General features: G+C 73.0%; 11 protein-coding genes. 5 read left to right on the top strand and 6 right to left on the bottom strand.

From position 1 onward, the window contains the following. The first annotated feature begins 263 nt into the window (after positions 1-263). Entirely contained in the window at positions 264-3,506 is a 3,243-nt protein-coding gene (locus ACFV1L_RS03365; protein ID WP_380362426.1) for a S41 family peptidase, read from the top strand. A 168-nt stretch (positions 3,507-3,674) separates the two neighbouring features. Here ACFV1L_RS03365 and ACFV1L_RS03360 read toward each other — a convergent pair whose 3' ends face one another. From ACFV1L_RS03360 to ACFV1L_RS03350, 3 genes are all read right to left on the bottom strand, one after another. After that, entirely contained in the window at positions 3,675-4,715 is a 1,041-nt protein-coding gene (locus ACFV1L_RS03360) for a hypothetical protein (protein ID WP_380362424.1), read from the bottom strand. Positions 4,716-4,908: 193 nt separating this feature from the next. After that, positions 4,909-5,118, bottom strand: coding sequence for a hypothetical protein (locus ACFV1L_RS03355; protein ID WP_380362422.1), 210 nt, complete (start codon positions 5,116-5,118; stop codon positions 4,909-4,911). A 101-nt stretch (positions 5,119-5,219) separates the two neighbouring features. Further along, positions 5,220-5,405: a hypothetical protein gene (locus ACFV1L_RS03350; RefSeq protein ID WP_380362420.1), complete on the bottom strand. Its 186-nt coding sequence runs from the start codon at positions 5,403-5,405 to the stop codon at positions 5,220-5,222. Positions 5,406-5,693: 288 nt separating this feature from the next. Here ACFV1L_RS03350 and adhE point away from each other — a divergent pair, with 288 nt between their 5' ends. The 3 genes from adhE (at position 5,694) to pflA (ending at position 11,558) form a co-directional block, all read left to right on the top strand. Continuing rightward, positions 5,694-8,399, top strand: a complete 2,706-nt coding sequence (gene adhE, locus ACFV1L_RS03345; RefSeq protein WP_380362418.1) for a bifunctional acetaldehyde-CoA/alcohol dehydrogenase — start codon at positions 5,694-5,696, stop codon at positions 8,397-8,399. Positions 8,400-8,502: 103 nt separating this feature from the next. Continuing rightward, positions 8,503-10,770, top strand: coding sequence for a formate C-acetyltransferase (gene pflB, locus ACFV1L_RS03340; RefSeq protein WP_380362416.1), 2,268 nt, complete (start codon positions 8,503-8,505; stop codon positions 10,768-10,770). Positions 10,771-10,799: 29 nt separating this feature from the next. Then, positions 10,800-11,558, top strand: a complete 759-nt coding sequence (gene pflA / locus ACFV1L_RS03335; protein ID WP_380362414.1) for a pyruvate formate-lyase-activating protein — start codon at positions 10,800-10,802, stop codon at positions 11,556-11,558. Between the two features lie 7 nt (positions 11,559-11,565). On the opposite strand, the gene ACFV1L_RS03330 is transcribed toward pflA, so the two are convergent. Continuing rightward, positions 11,566-13,617, bottom strand: coding sequence for a phosphocholine-specific phospholipase C (locus ACFV1L_RS03330; protein ID WP_380362412.1), 2,052 nt, complete (start codon positions 13,615-13,617; stop codon positions 11,566-11,568). Between the two features lie 190 nt (positions 13,618-13,807). On the opposite strand from ACFV1L_RS03330, the gene ACFV1L_RS03325 reads away from it, so the two are divergent. Continuing rightward, a complete protein-coding gene (locus tag ACFV1L_RS03325; protein WP_380362410.1) occupies positions 13,808-14,068 on the top strand; it encodes a hypothetical protein in 261 nt (86 codons plus the stop codon). Between the two features lie 68 nt (positions 14,069-14,136). On the opposite strand, the gene ACFV1L_RS03320 is transcribed toward ACFV1L_RS03325, so the two are convergent. Next, a complete protein-coding gene (locus ACFV1L_RS03320; RefSeq protein WP_380362408.1) occupies positions 14,137-14,772 on the bottom strand; it encodes a pentapeptide repeat-containing protein in 636 nt (211 codons plus the stop codon). Between the two features lie 6 nt (positions 14,773-14,778). Next, positions 14,779-15,960 carry a low temperature requirement protein A gene (locus tag ACFV1L_RS03315; RefSeq protein WP_380362407.1) on the bottom strand — a complete coding sequence of 394 codons (1,182 nt, stop codon included), beginning with the start codon at positions 15,958-15,960 and terminating at the stop codon, positions 14,779-14,781. Between the last annotated feature and the right edge of the window lie 423 nt (positions 15,961-16,383).

Raw genomic sequence — 16,383 nt, 5'->3', positions numbered from 1 at the left:
GATGCTCCTGCCTCTGTGTGGGGGACGCCCGCCTCCCGGCCGCCGGATCGTGGGGTTTCCGGCCCGGGGCGTGCCGCCGCACCGGCACGCACCTGGGAGTTGGACTAGACCACTGAACCGGCTCCGCCCGTCCCTGTCAATGCACGGGCGACCCGCGTTCCCTGACGGTGAGTCAGCCACCCGGTCGGCGCGGCGGCCGGTCCTCGGCCGCTCCACCGCAGGTCCCCGCGTTTGCGGGCCCCGGCGGCCGATCGAACCATGGAATGGTGCCCGGATATCTGCGCTTCCCCCATGTACGTGACGGTCTGCTCGCCTTCACCGCCGAGGACGACGTCTGGGTCGCGCCGCTCGCGGCGGACGGCCTGGTCGGGCGGGCCTGGCGGGTGACCGCCGACCGGACCAGGGTGAGCCACCCCCGGCTGTCGCCGGACGGCTCGACGGTGGCCTGGACGAGCTGGTTCGCGCTGACCCCGGAGGTGTTCACCGCCCCGGTGGCGGGCGGCCCGGCGACCCGGCTGACGTACTGGGGCAGCCAGGACACCCGGGTGCGCGGCTGGCTGCCGAACGGGGAGGTGCTGGCCGTCACCTCGTACCACGAGCCGTTCGCGCACTACACCTGGGCGTGGGAGCTGCCCGCGGACGGCTCGCCGGGCCGCCGGATGCCGTGGGGGCCGGTCGCGGACGCGCAGGTGGGGGCGGGCCACACGGTGCTGCTGACCGATGCCGCGCCGCACGAGCCGGCGTTCTGGAAGCGCTACCGGGGCGGCGCGACCGGCCGCCTGTGGGTGGACCACGACCTGCTGCTGCCGGGCCTGCCGGGGCACCTGGCCGCGCCGATGCCGGTGGCCGCGCCGACCGGCACCCGGGTGGCGTTCCTGTCCGACCACGAGGGCGTCGGCAACGTGTACTCGGTGCGCCCGGACGGCACCGACCTGCGCCGGCACACCGACCACGCCACCTACTACGCGCGCGAGGCCGCCACCGACGGCACCCGGATCGTCTACCAGCACGCCGGCGACCTGTGGCTGCTGGACTCGTTGGACGCTCCGGCCCCGCACCGGCTGGAGGTGCCGCTCGGCGGTGCCCGGGCCGGCCGCCGCCCGTACCAGGTGAGCGCCGCGAACAACGTCAAGGACCTGGCCTGCGACGCGACCGGCCGGGCCGGGGTGATCAACGTGCGCGGGTCGCTGTACTGGCTGACCCACCGGGACGGCCCGGCCCGGGTGCTGGCCGACACGCCGGGGGTGCGCTGCCGGCTGCCGCTGGTGCTCGGCTGGGGCGGGCAGGCCGCCTGGGTCACCGACACGGAGGGCGAGGACGCGATCGAGCTGGCCCCGCTCCCGGGCCGGGAGGCCGCCGCCGGCCCGGACGGCCTGCCGGAGGTCCGGGCCCCGCACCGGCGGATCGCGGCGGGCCGGATCGGCCGGGTCCAGGAGCTGTCGGCGTCCCCGGACGGCGCCCGGCTGGCGGTGGCCTGCTCGGACGGCCGGCTGCTACTGGTGGACACCGCCGAGGGCGGGGTCACCGAGGTCGCCGCGTCCCGGTTCGGCCCGGTCTCCAGCCCGTCGTTCTCGCCGGATTCGCAGTGGCTGGCCTGGTCGCAGCCGGTCGCGGGCCGCTCGCTGCGGTCGATCCAGCTCGCCCGGGTGGACCGGCCGGAGCGCACCGTCGACGTCACCGGCGGCCGGTTCGAGGACGAGCACCCGGTGTTCACCCGGGACGGCCGGTTCCTGGTGTTCCTGTCCTGGCGGGGCTTCGACCCGGTGCACGACGTGCACACCGGCGACCTGTCGTTCCCGCTGGGCTGCCGCCCGTACCTCGTGCCGCTGGCCGCCGACACCCCGTCCCCGTTCGCCTCGCCGGCCGAGGGCCGCCCGCCGATGGGGCTGGACCCGGAGGAGGCCGGCGGCGACGGCACGGTGCGGGTGGACGAGGACGGGCTGACCAAGCGCCTGGTGCCGTTCCCGGTGATCGCCTCAAAGTACTCGGCGACGGCGGCGGTGCGCGGCGGCGTCGTGTGGCTGCGCTGGCCGATCTCCGGCGCGCTCGGCCAGACCTTCGCCAACCCGGAGGACACCTCGGGCCGGCCCGCCCTGGAGTTCTTCGACCTGGCGCGGGGCCGCCGCACCACCCTGGTCGAGCAGTTGGACGGGTTCGCGGTGTCCGCCGACGGCTCGGCGGTGTCGGTGTTCTCGGGCGGCGCGCTGAAGCTGTACCCGATGGCCGCGCCGTCCGCTCCCGTCCCGGTCGACCTCCGCCGGATCACCCACACCGTGCACCCGGCCGCCGAGTGGCGGCAGTCGTACTTCGAGGCCGCCCGGATCGTCGCCGACCAGTTCTGGGACCCCGGCATGTGCAACCTCGACTGGCCGGAACTCACCGCCCAGTACGCCCCGCTGCTGGAGCGGGTGGCCTCCCCGGACGACTTCGCCGACCTGCTGCGGGAACTGCTCGGCGAGCTCGGCACCTCGCACGCCTACGTCACCCCGTCCCGGCGCGGCGAGGGTCCGGCGATCGCGCAGCAGCCGCTCGGCCTGCTCGGCGCGAACGCGCACCGCGACCCGGACGGGCGCTGGCTGGTCGACCGGATCCTGCCCGGCGAGTCCTCCGATCCCAAGGCCCGGGCCCCGCTGGCCGGTTACGGCCTGCACGACGGCGACGAGCTGCTCGCCGTGGACGGCCGCCCGCCCGACCCGGTGCGCGGCCCGACGCCGCTGCTCGCCGGAACGGGCGGCACCACCGTCGAGCTGACCGTCCGTCACGACGGGCGGGTCCGGCGGATCGCCGTCACCCCGCTCACCGACGAGCGGCCCATCCGCTACCAGGACTGGGTGGCCAAGCGCCGCCACCTGGTGCGGGAGTTCAGCAACGGGGTGTGCGGGTACCTGCACATCCCGGACCTCGGCGGCTCCGGCTGGGCCCAGTTCAACCGCGACCTGCGCTCCGAACTCGCCCACCCCGCCCTGGTGCTGGACGTCCGCGGCAACGCCGGCGGCAACGTCTCCGAACTGGTCCTGGAAAAACTCCACCGCCGGGTCCTGGCCTGGGACTTCACCCGCGGCCGGCAGCCCGTCCGGTGGCCCCGGGACGCGCCGCGCGGGCCCGTGGTCGCGCTCGCCGACCACGCCACCAGCTCCGACGGCGACGTCATCATCGCCGCCATCAAGACCCTCGGCCTGGGCCCGGTGGTCGGCACCCGCACCTGGGGCGGCGTGGTCGGCATGACCGGCCGGCACGCCCTCGGCGACGGCACCCAGATCTCCGTCCCGAAGAACGCCTCCTGGTTCACCGGCGGCATCGGCTTCTCGGTCGAGAACCAGGGCGTCGCCCCCGACATCGAGGTGATCCGCACCCCGCGCGACTGGGCCCGCGGCGACCACACCGACCTCTCCGCCGCCGTCACCCTCGCCCTCGACCTCCTCACCACCACCCCCGCCGCCACACCCCCGCCCCCCACCACCCCCCGCCCCGACCTCCGCCGCCCACCCCTGCCACCGCGCTCCTGACACGCCCCGCCCCCATGCGCGGCGGCCGCCTGGCCCGCACTGCTGCTGGCCCTGGGCACGCTGTCGGTGAACCGCCGCGACGTATGACCGGCCGTCAACTCCGTCGGCCCGCCCGGAAACGCCGTGTGGCCGGCCCCTGGGAGGGGCCGGCCACACGGTGGGGTGCGGTTACTTGGTGCCGCGGTTGCGACGGCGGCTGTTGAGGAAGAACACGCCGCCCGCGGCGGCGAGGGCGAAGGCCCCGGCGGCCAGCGGCGCGGACTTGTCGGTGCCGGCGGCGACCTGCTCGGCGTTCACGTTGGTGGGAACCGACGCGGACATCACGGTGGTGCCGGTGCCCGAGGAGGGCGACACCCACGAGGAGGGCGAGACCCACGGGGACGGCGAGGTCCAGGGGGTCTGCGAGCCCGACGGGGACGGCCAAGTCCAGGAGGACGGCGACGGCGACGGCGAGGTCCAGGAGGACGGCGACGGCGACGGCGAGGTCCAGGAGGACGGCGACGGCGACGGCGAGGTCCAGGAGGACGGCGACGGCGACGGAGACGACCAGGGGGAGGTCGGGGCCGACGGGGAGGGCGACACCGGCGGCGCCGGCGGGACCTTCAGCCAGCCGAGGGGGGCCTCCAGGCTGCGGTCGCCGTCCGCCGCACCGCGGACGTTCAGCAGGATCTCGTCGGCCTGCGCCGCGATCGCCTTCGAGGTGGTGACCGTCACCACGTAGCGGGAGATCTGGCCGTTCGCCATCGGCTGGTCCAGCGCACCGGAGGCGCCCCAGATCGACGGGTCGCACCCCATCCGGGTGGGCAGTTCCACCGTGCTGTCGTCGCGCACCCAGCGCAGCGTGGTGTTGCTGGTGTCCATCACGCTGGGGTGGGAGGTGATCACCGGCACCACGGTGACGTGCTGGTACGCGGCCCCGGTGTTGTTCGTCAGCCAGATGTAGCCCCGGTAGGTCACCGTGTCGCCGTCGACGACCGGGTACATGTCCCGCATGGTCTCCAGCACGACGTGCCCGTTGTGCGCGGGGCCGTTCTCGACGGCGTCCTCGCCGGGCAGGTGGACCGAGCCGTCGGCGCACGGCACCACGGGGGTGTCGTTGTCCGCCCAGGCGATGCCGCCGGCCACGCCGGTGGCGGCGAGCATCAGCGCGGCAACGGCGGTCGTCTTCTTCCAGGAAGTGATGGACGGCGCGAACCGACGGGCAGTCATGAAGGGGTCCCCCCAAGGGATCGAATTCTGCTGAGCTCAGCGTGGCGCCCCCGATCGGCCGTTCTCCCCCGGCCGGGTCGGTCGCGCAGGAACAAACTATCTCACCCGATCGACACCGGACGATCACTTTTTCTCATCGGCCTCGGACGGCCCGACGCCGGTGCCGTTCGGCACCGGCGTCGGCGGGTGGGGGTCAGCCCCAGGGGTCGCCCTCGGCCGTCATGTTCTCGGCGGCCTGGCGGTCCTCGCGTTCCTGGCGGATGCGGCGCTCGGCTTCGTCACGGGCGCGTTCCACGCTGTCGCCGAAGGCGTCGGCGGCCTCGTCGTGGGCGAGGGCGGCCCGCTCGGGCGAGTCGGCGGCCGGCTGGGGCGCCCGGTGGCGGTACCTGTCGAAGATGCCCATGTCTCCTCCTCGGGTGGGCGTCCCCCCTGCTTGGCTGCCTCACTGTCACGGTACGCCGAACGGGACGGCCCGGTCGGGTCCGTCCCGTGGTGGCGCGGCGGTCAGGAGGACTCACCCTCCTGCGGGGTGTCCTGGGCGGTCTCCTGGCCCTGGGGCACTGCGCCCTCGGCCTTCTCGCGGGCCTTCTGCTCGGCCTCCTCGGCCTTCGGTTCCTGGTTGCCGAGCGCCGACTTGGCCTGGTCGGCGAGGTCCTTCGCCTTGTCCTTGAACTGGTCGCTGAGACCCATCGCTCCTCCTCGGATGTCGCGGACAACGGGCTGCGTCCACCCTCGCACCGGCCCCTGGGGGTCGCACCCCGGCGGCCGCCGCTCACCCGGCCGGCGGACACCGGCCGCAGGCCGGGGCGGTGCCCGAACTTCCTTGCGCGGCAATGGAGAAGGCCGATGGTCCCGGATGGTCGCGCCCATCGGCCGTAGCCGCCGGACGGCCCGCCGCCCGACGCTGAGGGGGTCAACCGGTCCCGGCAGTGTCGCCGGGGCGCCCCCGCAGCCCCACCCCGAGAGGTGAGCCGCGCCATGTCCGGTCAGAACTCCCCCGCCGCGCACCCGAAGAACCCCGCCGCGGACGCGAACGACCCCGCCGCGCAGGCGGAGAACCCCGTCGGCGCCGTCGCGTCCGACGACCCCGGCCCCGCCGTGGACGCCCTGGTCGCCAACGGCCGCAAGGCCCTGCAGGAGTACGCCGGTCTCACCCAGGAGCGGGTGGACCGGATCGTGAAGAAGGCCTCGCTGGCCGCGCTCGCGGCGCACACCCGGCTGGCGGCGCTGGCCGTCGAGGAGACCGGGCGCGGGGTGTTCGAGGACAAGGCGGTGAAGAACGTCTTCGCCTGCGAGCACGTGACGCACTCGATGGCCGGAATGCGCACGGTCGGCGTGATCTCCCGGGACGACATCGACGGGATCGTCGAGATCGCCGAGCCGGTGGGCGTGGTGGCCGCCCTCACGCCGGTGACCAACCCGACCTCCACCACCATCTTCAAGGCGCTGATCGCCTTGAAGACCCGCAATCCGATCGTGTTCGCCTTCCACCCGGCGGCGCAGCGCTGCTCGGCGGAGGCGGCCCGGATCGTCCGGGACGCGGCCGTCGCGGCGGGCGCCCCGGCGCACTGCGTGCAGTGGATCGACCGTCCGTCGATGGCGGCGACGCACGCGCTGATGGCGCACGACGGGGTGGCGACGATCCTGGCCACCGGCGGCAACTCGATGGTGCGGGCGGCGTATTCGTGCGGGAAGCCGGCGCTGGGCGTGGGCGCGGGCAACGTGCCGGCGTACGTGGAGCGGACCGCGGACCTGAAGCGCGCGGTGAACGACATCGTGCTGTCGAAGTCGTTCGACAACGGGATGATCTGCGCCTCCGAGCAGGCGGTGATCCTGGACGAGGAGGTGTACGAGCCGGCGCTGGCGGAGTTCCGGCAGTTGAAGGCGCACCTGGCGGACGCGGAGCAGAAGGCGCTGCTGGAGCGGCACCTGTTCGGGGCGGCCGCGGGCGCGAACTGCGCGGGGGCGAGGCTGAATCCGTCGGTGGTCGGGCAGTCGGCGGCGGCGGTGGCGCGGGCGGCGGGCTTCGAGGTGCCGGAGGACACCTCGGTGATCCTGGTGGAGGTCGCCGGGGTGGGTGAGCAGGAGCCGTTGACCCGGGAGAAGCTCTGCCCGGTGCTGGCGGTGCTGCGGGCGGGTTCGCGGGCGCAGGGCGTCCGGCTCGCCGCGGAGATGGTGGAGTTCGACGGCCTGGGGCACTCGGCGGCGGTGCACACCGAGGACGCGGCGTTCGCCGAGGAGTTCGGTGCCGGGGTGCGGGCCTGCCGGATCATCTGGAACGCGCCGAGTTCGCAGGGCGGCATCGGCGACGTGTACAACGCGTTCGTGCCGTCGTTGACGCTGGGCTGCGGCTCCTGGGGCCGGACCTCGGTGTCGGGGAACGTCTCGGCGCTGCACCTGGTCAACGTCAAGCGGGTCGGGCGCCGCAACAACAACCTGCAGTGGTTCAAGGTCCCGCCGAAGATCTTCTTCGAGCGCAACTCGCTGCGCTACCTGGCGGACATGCGCGGCGCCCGCCGGGTGGTGGTGGTCACCGACCGGACGATGGTGGAGATCGGCCACCTGGAGCGGGTCCGGGAGGTGCTGCGCCGGCGGGCGGAGCCGGTGGAGGTGCGGGTGGTGGACTTCGTGGAGCCGAATCCGAGCATCGCGACGGTGGAGAAGGGCGCGGAGCTGATGCGCGGCTTCCGACCGGACACCATCGTGGCGCTGGGCGGCGGTTCGCCGATGGACGCGGCGAAGGTGATGTGGCTGATGTACGAGCACCCGGAGGTGGACTTCGCGGACCTGAAGGAGAAGTTCTTCGACATCCGCAAGCGCGCGTTCACCTTCCCGGACCTGGGCGAGAAGGCGAAGCTGGTGTGCGTGCCGACCACGTCGGGCACCGGCAGCGAGGTCACCCCGTTCGCGGTGATCACCGATCCGGAGACCGGCCAGAAGTTCCCGCTGGCGGACTACGCGCTGACCCCGACGGTGGCGATCGTGGACCCGGCGCTGACCACCGACCTGCCGCCCGAGGTGACGGCGGACTCCGGGTTCGACGCGCTCACGCACTGCATCGAGGCGTACGTGTCGGTCTACGCCAACGACTTCACGGACGGGCTGGCGCTGCAGGGCATCCGGCTGGTCTTCGAGAACCTGGCGGCGGCGGTCCACGACGGCCCGCGGGACCAGGTGGCGCGGGAGCGGATGCACAACGCGGGGACGATCGCGGGCATGGCGTTCGGTTCGGCGTTCCTGGGCGCGGTGCACGCGATGGCGCACACCCTGGGCGCGACCTTCCACGTGGCGCACGGGCGGACGAACGCGCTGCTGCTGCCGCACGTGATCCGCTGGAACGGTTCGGCGCCGGCCAAGGTGACCAGCTGGCCGAAGTACCGGAGCTACGTGGCGCCGGAGCGCTACCAGCAGATCGCCCGGTCGTTGGGCCTGCCCGCCGACACCCCCGAGCAGGGCGTGGAGTCGCTGGCGCTCGCGGTGGAGGAGCTGCGCGACCGGGTCGGCATCCCGCGGTCGTTCAAGGAGGCCGGGGTGGACGAGGCGGCGTTCCTGGCGGCGCTGGGGCAGCAGGCGATGAACGCGTACGAGGACCAGTGCGCGCCCGCCAATCCGCGGATGCCGATGCTGCGGGACCTGGAGCTGCTGATGACCCGGGCGTACTACGGCGACGACCGGGCGGCGTGAATTCCGGGGACGAAGGTCCCCCCGATCAGGACTTTCCGAGCCCTTGTGACTTTGTGAAGCGTTTCACAATAGTGGCGCAGGGCGAGAGGCGGGAGCAGCAGCAATGAGCACACAGCACGCGGAGCGCACCCGGAGCGGTGCCTGGGACGGCTTCCGGGGCGGCCTGTGGCGGGACGCGATCGACGTCCGCGACTTCATCCAGCAGAACTACACCCCGTACGAGGGCGACGCGGCCTTCCTGGCCGGCCCGACCGAACGGACCGCGCGGATCTGGCGGCGGATCACCGACCTGTTCCCCGAGGAGCGCGCCAAGGGCGTCCTGGACGTCTCGTGGGACACCCCGTCCACCATCACCGCGCACGCGCCCGGGTACATCGACCGGGACCACGAGCTGATCGTCGGCCTGCAGACCGACGCCCCGCTGAAGCGGGCGATCATGCCGAACGGCGGCTGGCGGCTGGTCGCCGGCGCGCTGCGGACGTACGGCTACCCGGTCGACCCGGAGCTGGAGCGGGTCTTCACGGTGTACCGCAAGACCCACAACGCGGGGGTGTTCGACGCCTACACGCCGGAGATCCGGGCCGCCCGCAAGGCCGGCGTCGTCACCGGCCTGCCGGACGCGTACGGGCGGGGCCGGATCATCGGCGACTACCGCCGGGTCGCGCTGTACGGCGTGGACCGGCTGATCGCCGCCAAGCGGGCGGAGAAGGCCGGCCTGGACGCCGCGCCCGCCGACCCGCGTGCGCTGGAGGGGACCATCCGCGAGCGCGAGGAGCTGGCCGAGCAGATCCGCGCCCTGGCGGAGCTCAAGGAGATGGCCGCCGGCTACGGCCACGACATCTCGGGCCCGGCCGCCACCGCCCGGGAGGCGATCCAGTGGCTGTACTTCGCGTACCTGGGGGCGGTGAAGGAGCAGAACGGCGCGGCCATGTCGCTCGGCCGCACCTCGACCTTCCTGGACGTCTACCTGGAACGCGACCTCGCCGAGGGCCGGCTGACGGAGAGCGGGGCGCAGGAGCTGATCGACGACTTCATCGTCAAGCTGCGGATCGTCCGCTTCCTGCGCACCCCCGAGTACGACGAGCTGTTCTCCGGCGACCCGACCTGGGTCACCGAGTCGATCGGCGGCATCGGCGCGGACGGCCGCCCGCTGGTCACCCGGACCTCGTTCCGCTACCTGCAGACCCTGTACAACCTGGGCCCGGCGCCCGAGCCGAACATGACGGTGTTCTGGTCGCCGAAACTCCCGCAGGGCTTCAAGGAGTTCTGCGCCCGGGTGTCCGTCGACACCTCCAGCGTGCAGTACGAGTCGGACGAGCTGATGCGCCCGCGCTTCGGCGACGACACCGCGATCGCCTGCTGCGTCTCCGCGATGGAGGTCGGGAAGCAGATGCAGTTCTTCGGCGCCCGGGTCAACCTCGCCAAGACGCTGCTGTACGCGATCAACGGCGGCCGGGACGAGAAGACCGGCGAGCAGGTCGGCCCGAGGACCGGCCCGATCGAGTCCGAGGTCCTCGACTACGACGAGGTGCTGGCCCGCTTCGACCGGCAGCTGGAGTGGCTGGCCGAGACGTACGTGCACGCGCTGAACGTCATCCACTACATGCACGACAAGTACGCGTACGAGCGCCTGGAGATGGCCCTGCACGACCGCGACGTGCGGCGCACCATGGCCTGTGGCATCGCCGGGCTGGCGGTGGCGGCGGACTCGCTGTCGGCGATCAAGTACGCGACGGTGCGGCCCGTGCGCGACGGGTCCGGCCTCGCGGTGGACTACACGGTGGAGGGCGACTACCCGGCGTACGGCAACAACGACGACCGGGCGGACGGCCTCGCGGTGTGGCTGGTCGAGGAGTTCATGCGCAAGGTCCGCAAGCACCCCACGTACCGGGGCGCCGAGCACACCCAGTCGGTGCTGACCATCACCTCGAACGTGGTGTACGGCAGGAAGACCGGCGCCACCCCCGACGGCCGGCGGGCCGGCGAGCCGTTCTCGCCGGGCGCCAACCCGATGAACGGGCGCGACACCCACGGCTACGTGGCCAGCGCCCTGTCGGTGGCGAAGCTCCCGTACGACGCCGCCGAGGACGGCATCTCGCTGACCAACACCGTCACGCCCGACGCGCTGGGCCGCACCCCGGAGGAGCGGGTCCGCAACCTGGCGGGCGTGCTGGACGGGTACACGGCCGTCGGCGGCTTCCACATGAACGTCAACGTGCTGAACCGGGAGACCCTGGTGGACGCCATGGAGCACCCCGAGAAGTACCCGCAGCTGACCATCCGGGTCAGCGGCTACGCGGTCAACTTCGTCCGGCTGACCAGGGAACAGCAGTTGGACGTCCTGAACCGCACCTTCCACGGCTCGCTCTGACGCCCCGACAGGTCCCGGGAGGCCCCGCCATGACCGTCACGCTCCCGCCCGGCGCGCCGGCCGTCGGATCGGTGCACTCCTGGGACCTGTCGACCGGCGTCGACGGACCCGGCACCCGGTTCGTGGTGTTCCTCGCCGGGTGCCCGCTGAACTGCCTGTACTGCCACAACCCCGACACCAGGCAGATGCGCAACGGCCGCCGGACGACGGCGGACGCGGTGGTCGCCGAGGCCGCCAAGTGCACCGCCTTCATCCACGCCGCCGGCGGCGGCGCGACCGTCTCCGGCGGCGAGCCCCTGCTCCAACCCGCGTTCGCGGGCGAGCTGTTCCACCGCTTCAAGCACGAACTGGGCCTGCACACCGCCCTCGACACCTCCGGCTACCTGGGCGCCCGGGCGGACGACGCGCTGCTCGCGGACGTCGACCTGGTCCTGCTCGACATCAAGTCCTGGGACCGGGCGCTCTACCGCCGGGTGACCGGGCGGCCGCTCGGCCCGACCCTGGACTTCGCCCGCCGCCTCGCCGACCTCGGCAAGGAGGTCCACCTCCGCTTCGTCCTGGTGCCCGGCCTCACCGACCCGGCCGGGAACGTCGACGGCGTGGCCTCCTTCGCCGCCTCCCTGGGCAACGTCTCCCGGGTCGACGTGCTCCCGTTCCACAAGCTCGGCCGGGCCAAGTGGGAGGCGCTGGGCCGGGAGTTCACCCTGGCCGACACCCCCGTGCCCACCGCCGAACAGGTGCGGGCCGCACGCGACGCCTTCGCCGCGCACGGCCTGCACGCCGTGTGACGGGACGTCAGCCGGAGACCGAGGGCGCGCCGGTCTCCAGGTGGCCGGTGAACCGCTGCGACCAACTGGCGTCGCCGCTGACGGTGACCGTGAAGTCGTACCAGCCGTTGGCGTTGGCCACCACGTTGAACCAGTCGCTGGTGGCCGCGCCGGCGGCGACCTGGTACGTCCACGGGCCGTCGGTGCGGTAGTTGTTCGAGGTGACGGTGAAGGTGACCGGCGCGGCGCCCGCGTTGGCCAGCTTGAACCAGAGGGCGAGCCGGCCGGTGTCGGGCGCGGCGGCGTAGCTCGTCGTGACGGCGACGTTCCTGCCGGCCGCGGTGGCGTCGCCGGTGAAGCGGCGCAGGAAGCGGTTCGGGCCGATCACCGTCAGGTCGTACTTGCCCGCGCCGTAGCCGGTGCCGCAGTTGAAGAAGTCGCTGGTCGCACCGCCGGCGTCGACGGTGTACTGCCAGGGGCCGCCGGAGCGGTAGGCGTTGGCGTAGGCCGCGAAGTGGCTGGTGGCGGTGCCCGCGTTGGACATCGCGATCCACACCTTCATCACCCCGCCGGAGCCGAACTCCAGGTGGTCCAGGTTCGCCACCGGCTGGTACGGCAGCGCGCGGGCCGGACGGGTGCCGGGCTCCTGCGCGGGCAGCTGGTTGTTGACGGGCGCCGGGTTCGGCAGCGGCCCGCACGCGGCCAGGCCGATGGTGCCCGAGGTGTCGGGCAGCGCGGGCATCCCGTACACCGGGTTGGCGAAGTCGAACAGGCCGGTCAGGTCGCCGCACACCTTGCGGCGCCAGGCCGAGATGTTCACGCAGGTCGCCGGCTTGCCCTGGGCTGCCGTCCACTTCTCCAGGAAGCGCAGCACCGAGGTGTGGTCGAAGGTCTCCGAGGAGACCCACCCGCCGCGGCTCCACGGCGACACGGCGAGCATCGGGACGCGGAAGCCCAGGCCGATGTTGACGCCGTTGTAGAACTCCCCGGCCGTCCCGGCGGGCGCGGCCGGCGGCGGCACGTGGTCGAAGAAGCCGTCGTTCTCGTCGTAGTTGATGAACAGGATCGACGAGTTGAAGACGTTCGGGTCGGCGTTCAGCGCGTCCATCACGTTGTGCACGAAGTGCGCGCCGTCGGCCGGCGTGGCGTACGGGTGCTCCGAGGACGCCTGGTCCGGCACGATCCACGACACCTGCGGCAGGGTGCCGGCCAGCACGTCCGCGCGGATCGCCGCCACGATGTCGTCCGGGGTGCGGTTGGTGGCCTTCGGGACCGAGCCCATGCCCTTCACCGCGAGCGGGCTGCCCGCCGGGGCCGAGGAGAACTGGGTGAAGTACGCCAAGGCGTTGTCGCCGTAGTTGTCCGAGGCGTTCTGGTAGACCTTCCAGCTCACCCCCGCGTTCTCCAGCGCCTCCGCGTACGTCTGCCAGCGCAGCCCCGACTCGTCGCCGCCGTCGTACGCCGGGCCGCCCGCCGCACCGGACGGGTCGATCTGGCCGGACCAGTGGTAGGTGCGGTTCGGGCCCGTCGCCGACAGCACCGAACAGTGGTACGCGTCGCAGACCGTCCAGTTGTCGGCCAGCGCGAAGTGGAACGGGATGTCCGCCCGGGTCAGGTAGCCCAGCGTGCGGACGTTGCCCTTCGCCGCCACCCAGGAGTCCAGCTTTCCGCCGTTCCACGCCTTGTGCTGGTCCGACCAGGCGTGCGACAGGTCCCCGTTGCACTGCGCCAGCCGCTCCGGGTCGGCGCCGCCGGCCGGCTTGGTGGCGGAGAACTGCCACGGGTACTGACGGCCCAGCAGGTTCGGCTGGTTGAACACGCTGTAGCCGCCGGATATCTGGATCGCCGAACGGTCCGCGAAGCCGCGCACGCCCTTCAGCGTCCCGAAGTAGTGGTCGAAGCTGCGGTTCTCCTGCATCAGGATCACCACGTGCTTCGCGTCCGTGATCGTCCCCGTGGTGCTCAGCCCCGCCGCCACCGCCGGCGCGGTCCCGCCCGCCACCGCCGACCCCGCGACCGCCGCACCGGCCGCCGCGCTCGCCGACAACGCCATGAACTTCCTACGACTCAGCTCTGCCACTCTGACCCGCCCGCCCTTCGGCTGCTGATGATGTTGTCCAGACACCTCGTCCGGAACGCCGAGCATCCTCACGCAGCCGGGGCGACATGGCCATGACTTTCCCCGAAGGATTGTTGGACTGTTCACCAGATGAACGTCCGGTGCGCGCACCGCCGTTGACGGAGCCCCGGCCGGCGCGGATCATCTCCCCATGACCCTGCTGGCCGGCCGGACCGTCGAGAACCCCGGCGTGATCCTCATCTGCTGGGGCGCGGCCGCGACGCTCCTCGGCGCGTTCCTGGCCTCCCGGTGGTTCACCCGCCTCCGGTCCGCGCTCTCCGAGGGCACGCCCGACCTCCCCACCCGCCGCCGCACCGCCACCCCCGGGGCCGTCCGACTCATCGGCCTCCTCACCCTCACCGTCGGCCTCACCGCCCTCACCGCCGGCCTGATCACCGCCTTCCGCCACTGACACCCCGGGGACCCCGGCACGGAGCAGCCCCCGACGGCCCTCCTCGCGCCGCGAGGCGGAACCCACCGTCAGTCCTTCACCGTGATTCCCAGGGCCTGCGCGAAACGCGGTGCCAGGTCCAGGAGTTGGTGCGTCGAGATGATCGCGCCGCGCAGGCCGAGGTGTCCGTCCGGGAGGTCGAGGCCCGCGGCGCGGCGCAGGTCGGTGTTCTTCAGCGTCGCGCCGCGCAGGCGCACGTCGTCGAGGGTGGAGCCGGGGAACGTCACGTCGGTGAGCTTCGCGTCGGCGAAGTCGACGTCCCGGAGCAGGCAGTCCTCGAAGACCACGTCGCGCAGCACCGCGCCGCGCAGGTTGACCGCTTCGAGCTTGCACTGCCGGAAGACGGTGCGCCGGATCGCGGAGCTGTACGCGGAGATGCCGGCCAGCACGGTGGAGTCGATCTCGCTGTCCTGCCATTCGCTCTCGGCGAGGTCGACGCCGACGAGTCGCCCGCCGTGCAGCCAGGCCTCGTTGAAGCCGGCCCGCCGGAGCCTGGTGCCCTCGGCGCGGATGCCGGTGAAGGCGCATTCCAGGAAGGACGCGCCGCCGAGCTGCCCGTCGAGGTCGAGGTCGTCGAAGTGGACGGTGTCGTAGCGGGCGTCGGCCCGCAGCGGGCCGGTGTGGCGTTGCAGCAGGTGGGCGTAGGGGAGGTCTTCCAGGCGCACGGGTGGTCAGCTCCGTTCCGGGGCGGTCTTCTTCGCGGACAGGGCGATGCCGACGGTGACGGCGAGCGCCACCAGGAGGCCGGCGGCGAGCACGCCGGCCTTCCCGGCCAGCGTGGCAGCCAGCACGGACAGTGCGGCGAGCGGCAGGACCGCCTGGGCGGCGCCGCGCTTGTGGTGGCGCGCGTGCAGGGCCCAGACGGTGAACAGGAACAGCGCGGTGGGGACGGTGACGGCGGCGGTCGCGGCCCGTTGGGAGATGTGGGCGACGCCGACGGCGTGTTCGACGGCGACCTCCAGCCCGGCGCCGACGGCGGCGGCCGAGGCGAAGATCAGGTAGTGGCCGTAGCCCCAGGACAGTGCCGTCCGGCCGGAGCGCAGGTAGGGGTGGGCGTCGTCGGCGAAGTAGATCCACCACGCGCCGAAGCAGATCAGCAGGCCGCCGGCGGCGATCGGCAGCAGTTCGGCGACGGCCCTGTGCTCGTCCAGCGCGGCCTGGGTGGCGACGGTCGCGGCCGCCACCGTCTCGCCGAGCACGATGATGGTGAACAGCCCGTACCGTTCGGCGATGTGGTGCCGGTGCCAGGGCGTCGGGTTGTGCAGCTCGGCCCAGGCGGGGACGGCGAGTTCGGCGATCACGCCGACCGGGAACAGCGGGGCCACCAGCCCGTGCGGGACGAACAGCAGGCCCACCCAGAACGCCTGGACGACCATGATGCCGACGGCGTACCGCAGCGCCGCGGTCCGGGCGGGGCCGCTCTCGCTGCGGGCGGCGCGCAGCCACTGGGTGACCATCGCCAGGCGCATCAGCAGGTAGCCGGCCACGACGAGGGCGAGGTCCTGGTCCTCGAAGAGGCGCGGGATGCCGGCGGCGAGCACCAGCACGCCGGTGATCTGGACCAGTGTGGTGAGCCGGTAGGGGACGTCGTCGACGTCGTACGCGGAGGCGAACCAGGTGAAGTTCATCCAGGCCCACCAGATGGCGAAGAACGACATCGGGTAGCCGGTCAGGGCGACCGACAGGTGGCCGGCGGCGAGCGCGTGGGCGAGTTCCCGGCCGGCCTGGGCGATGGCCACCACGAAGCACAGGTCGAAGAAGAGCTCCAGCGGCGTGGAGACCCGGTGGGACTCACCCTGGTCGCGGGCCAGCATCCGGCGGACCGGGCGGTAGCGGTCGGGGGCGGCGGTCATCGGCCTGCTTTCACGGCGTGGCCGCGCGACAGGGGACGCGCACGGCCGGGGAGTTGAGGGACATCGGTGATCCTGACATCCGGGGCGCGGCGGCGCACGCACCGCCCCCGGCACGCCGATTGGCCCGGTTCGGACCGTTTTGACCGTCCGTCAGGCAGAGTTGACGCCGCAGTGCGCGATCCGGGTGACAGCTGGCGCCTTCCGGGGCGTTTGCCGTGCGACTTGTCCCGCTCGCCCTGTTTGGCCCGATAGATTCCTCTGCGGATGGACGGCCGGACGGGCGCTTCACGGGCAACGCGGAAGGTCAAGGAGGGCGGCGCGGACGACGGGGGCGGAGTTGCCGCTGCGCCCGGGTCCGTCCGTCGTTCCTCCTCGCGATCACCGCGCTGTCCGGCGGCGCCCCCGACCGGCCGGTCGGGCTAT

Origin of the sequence: Kitasatospora sp. NPDC059646 (genome assembly GCF_042734615.1) — a bacterium.
GTDB lineage: Bacteria > Actinomycetota > Actinomycetes > Streptomycetales > Streptomycetaceae > Kitasatospora.
This window is presented reverse-complemented; position numbering and strand designations above follow the sequence as displayed.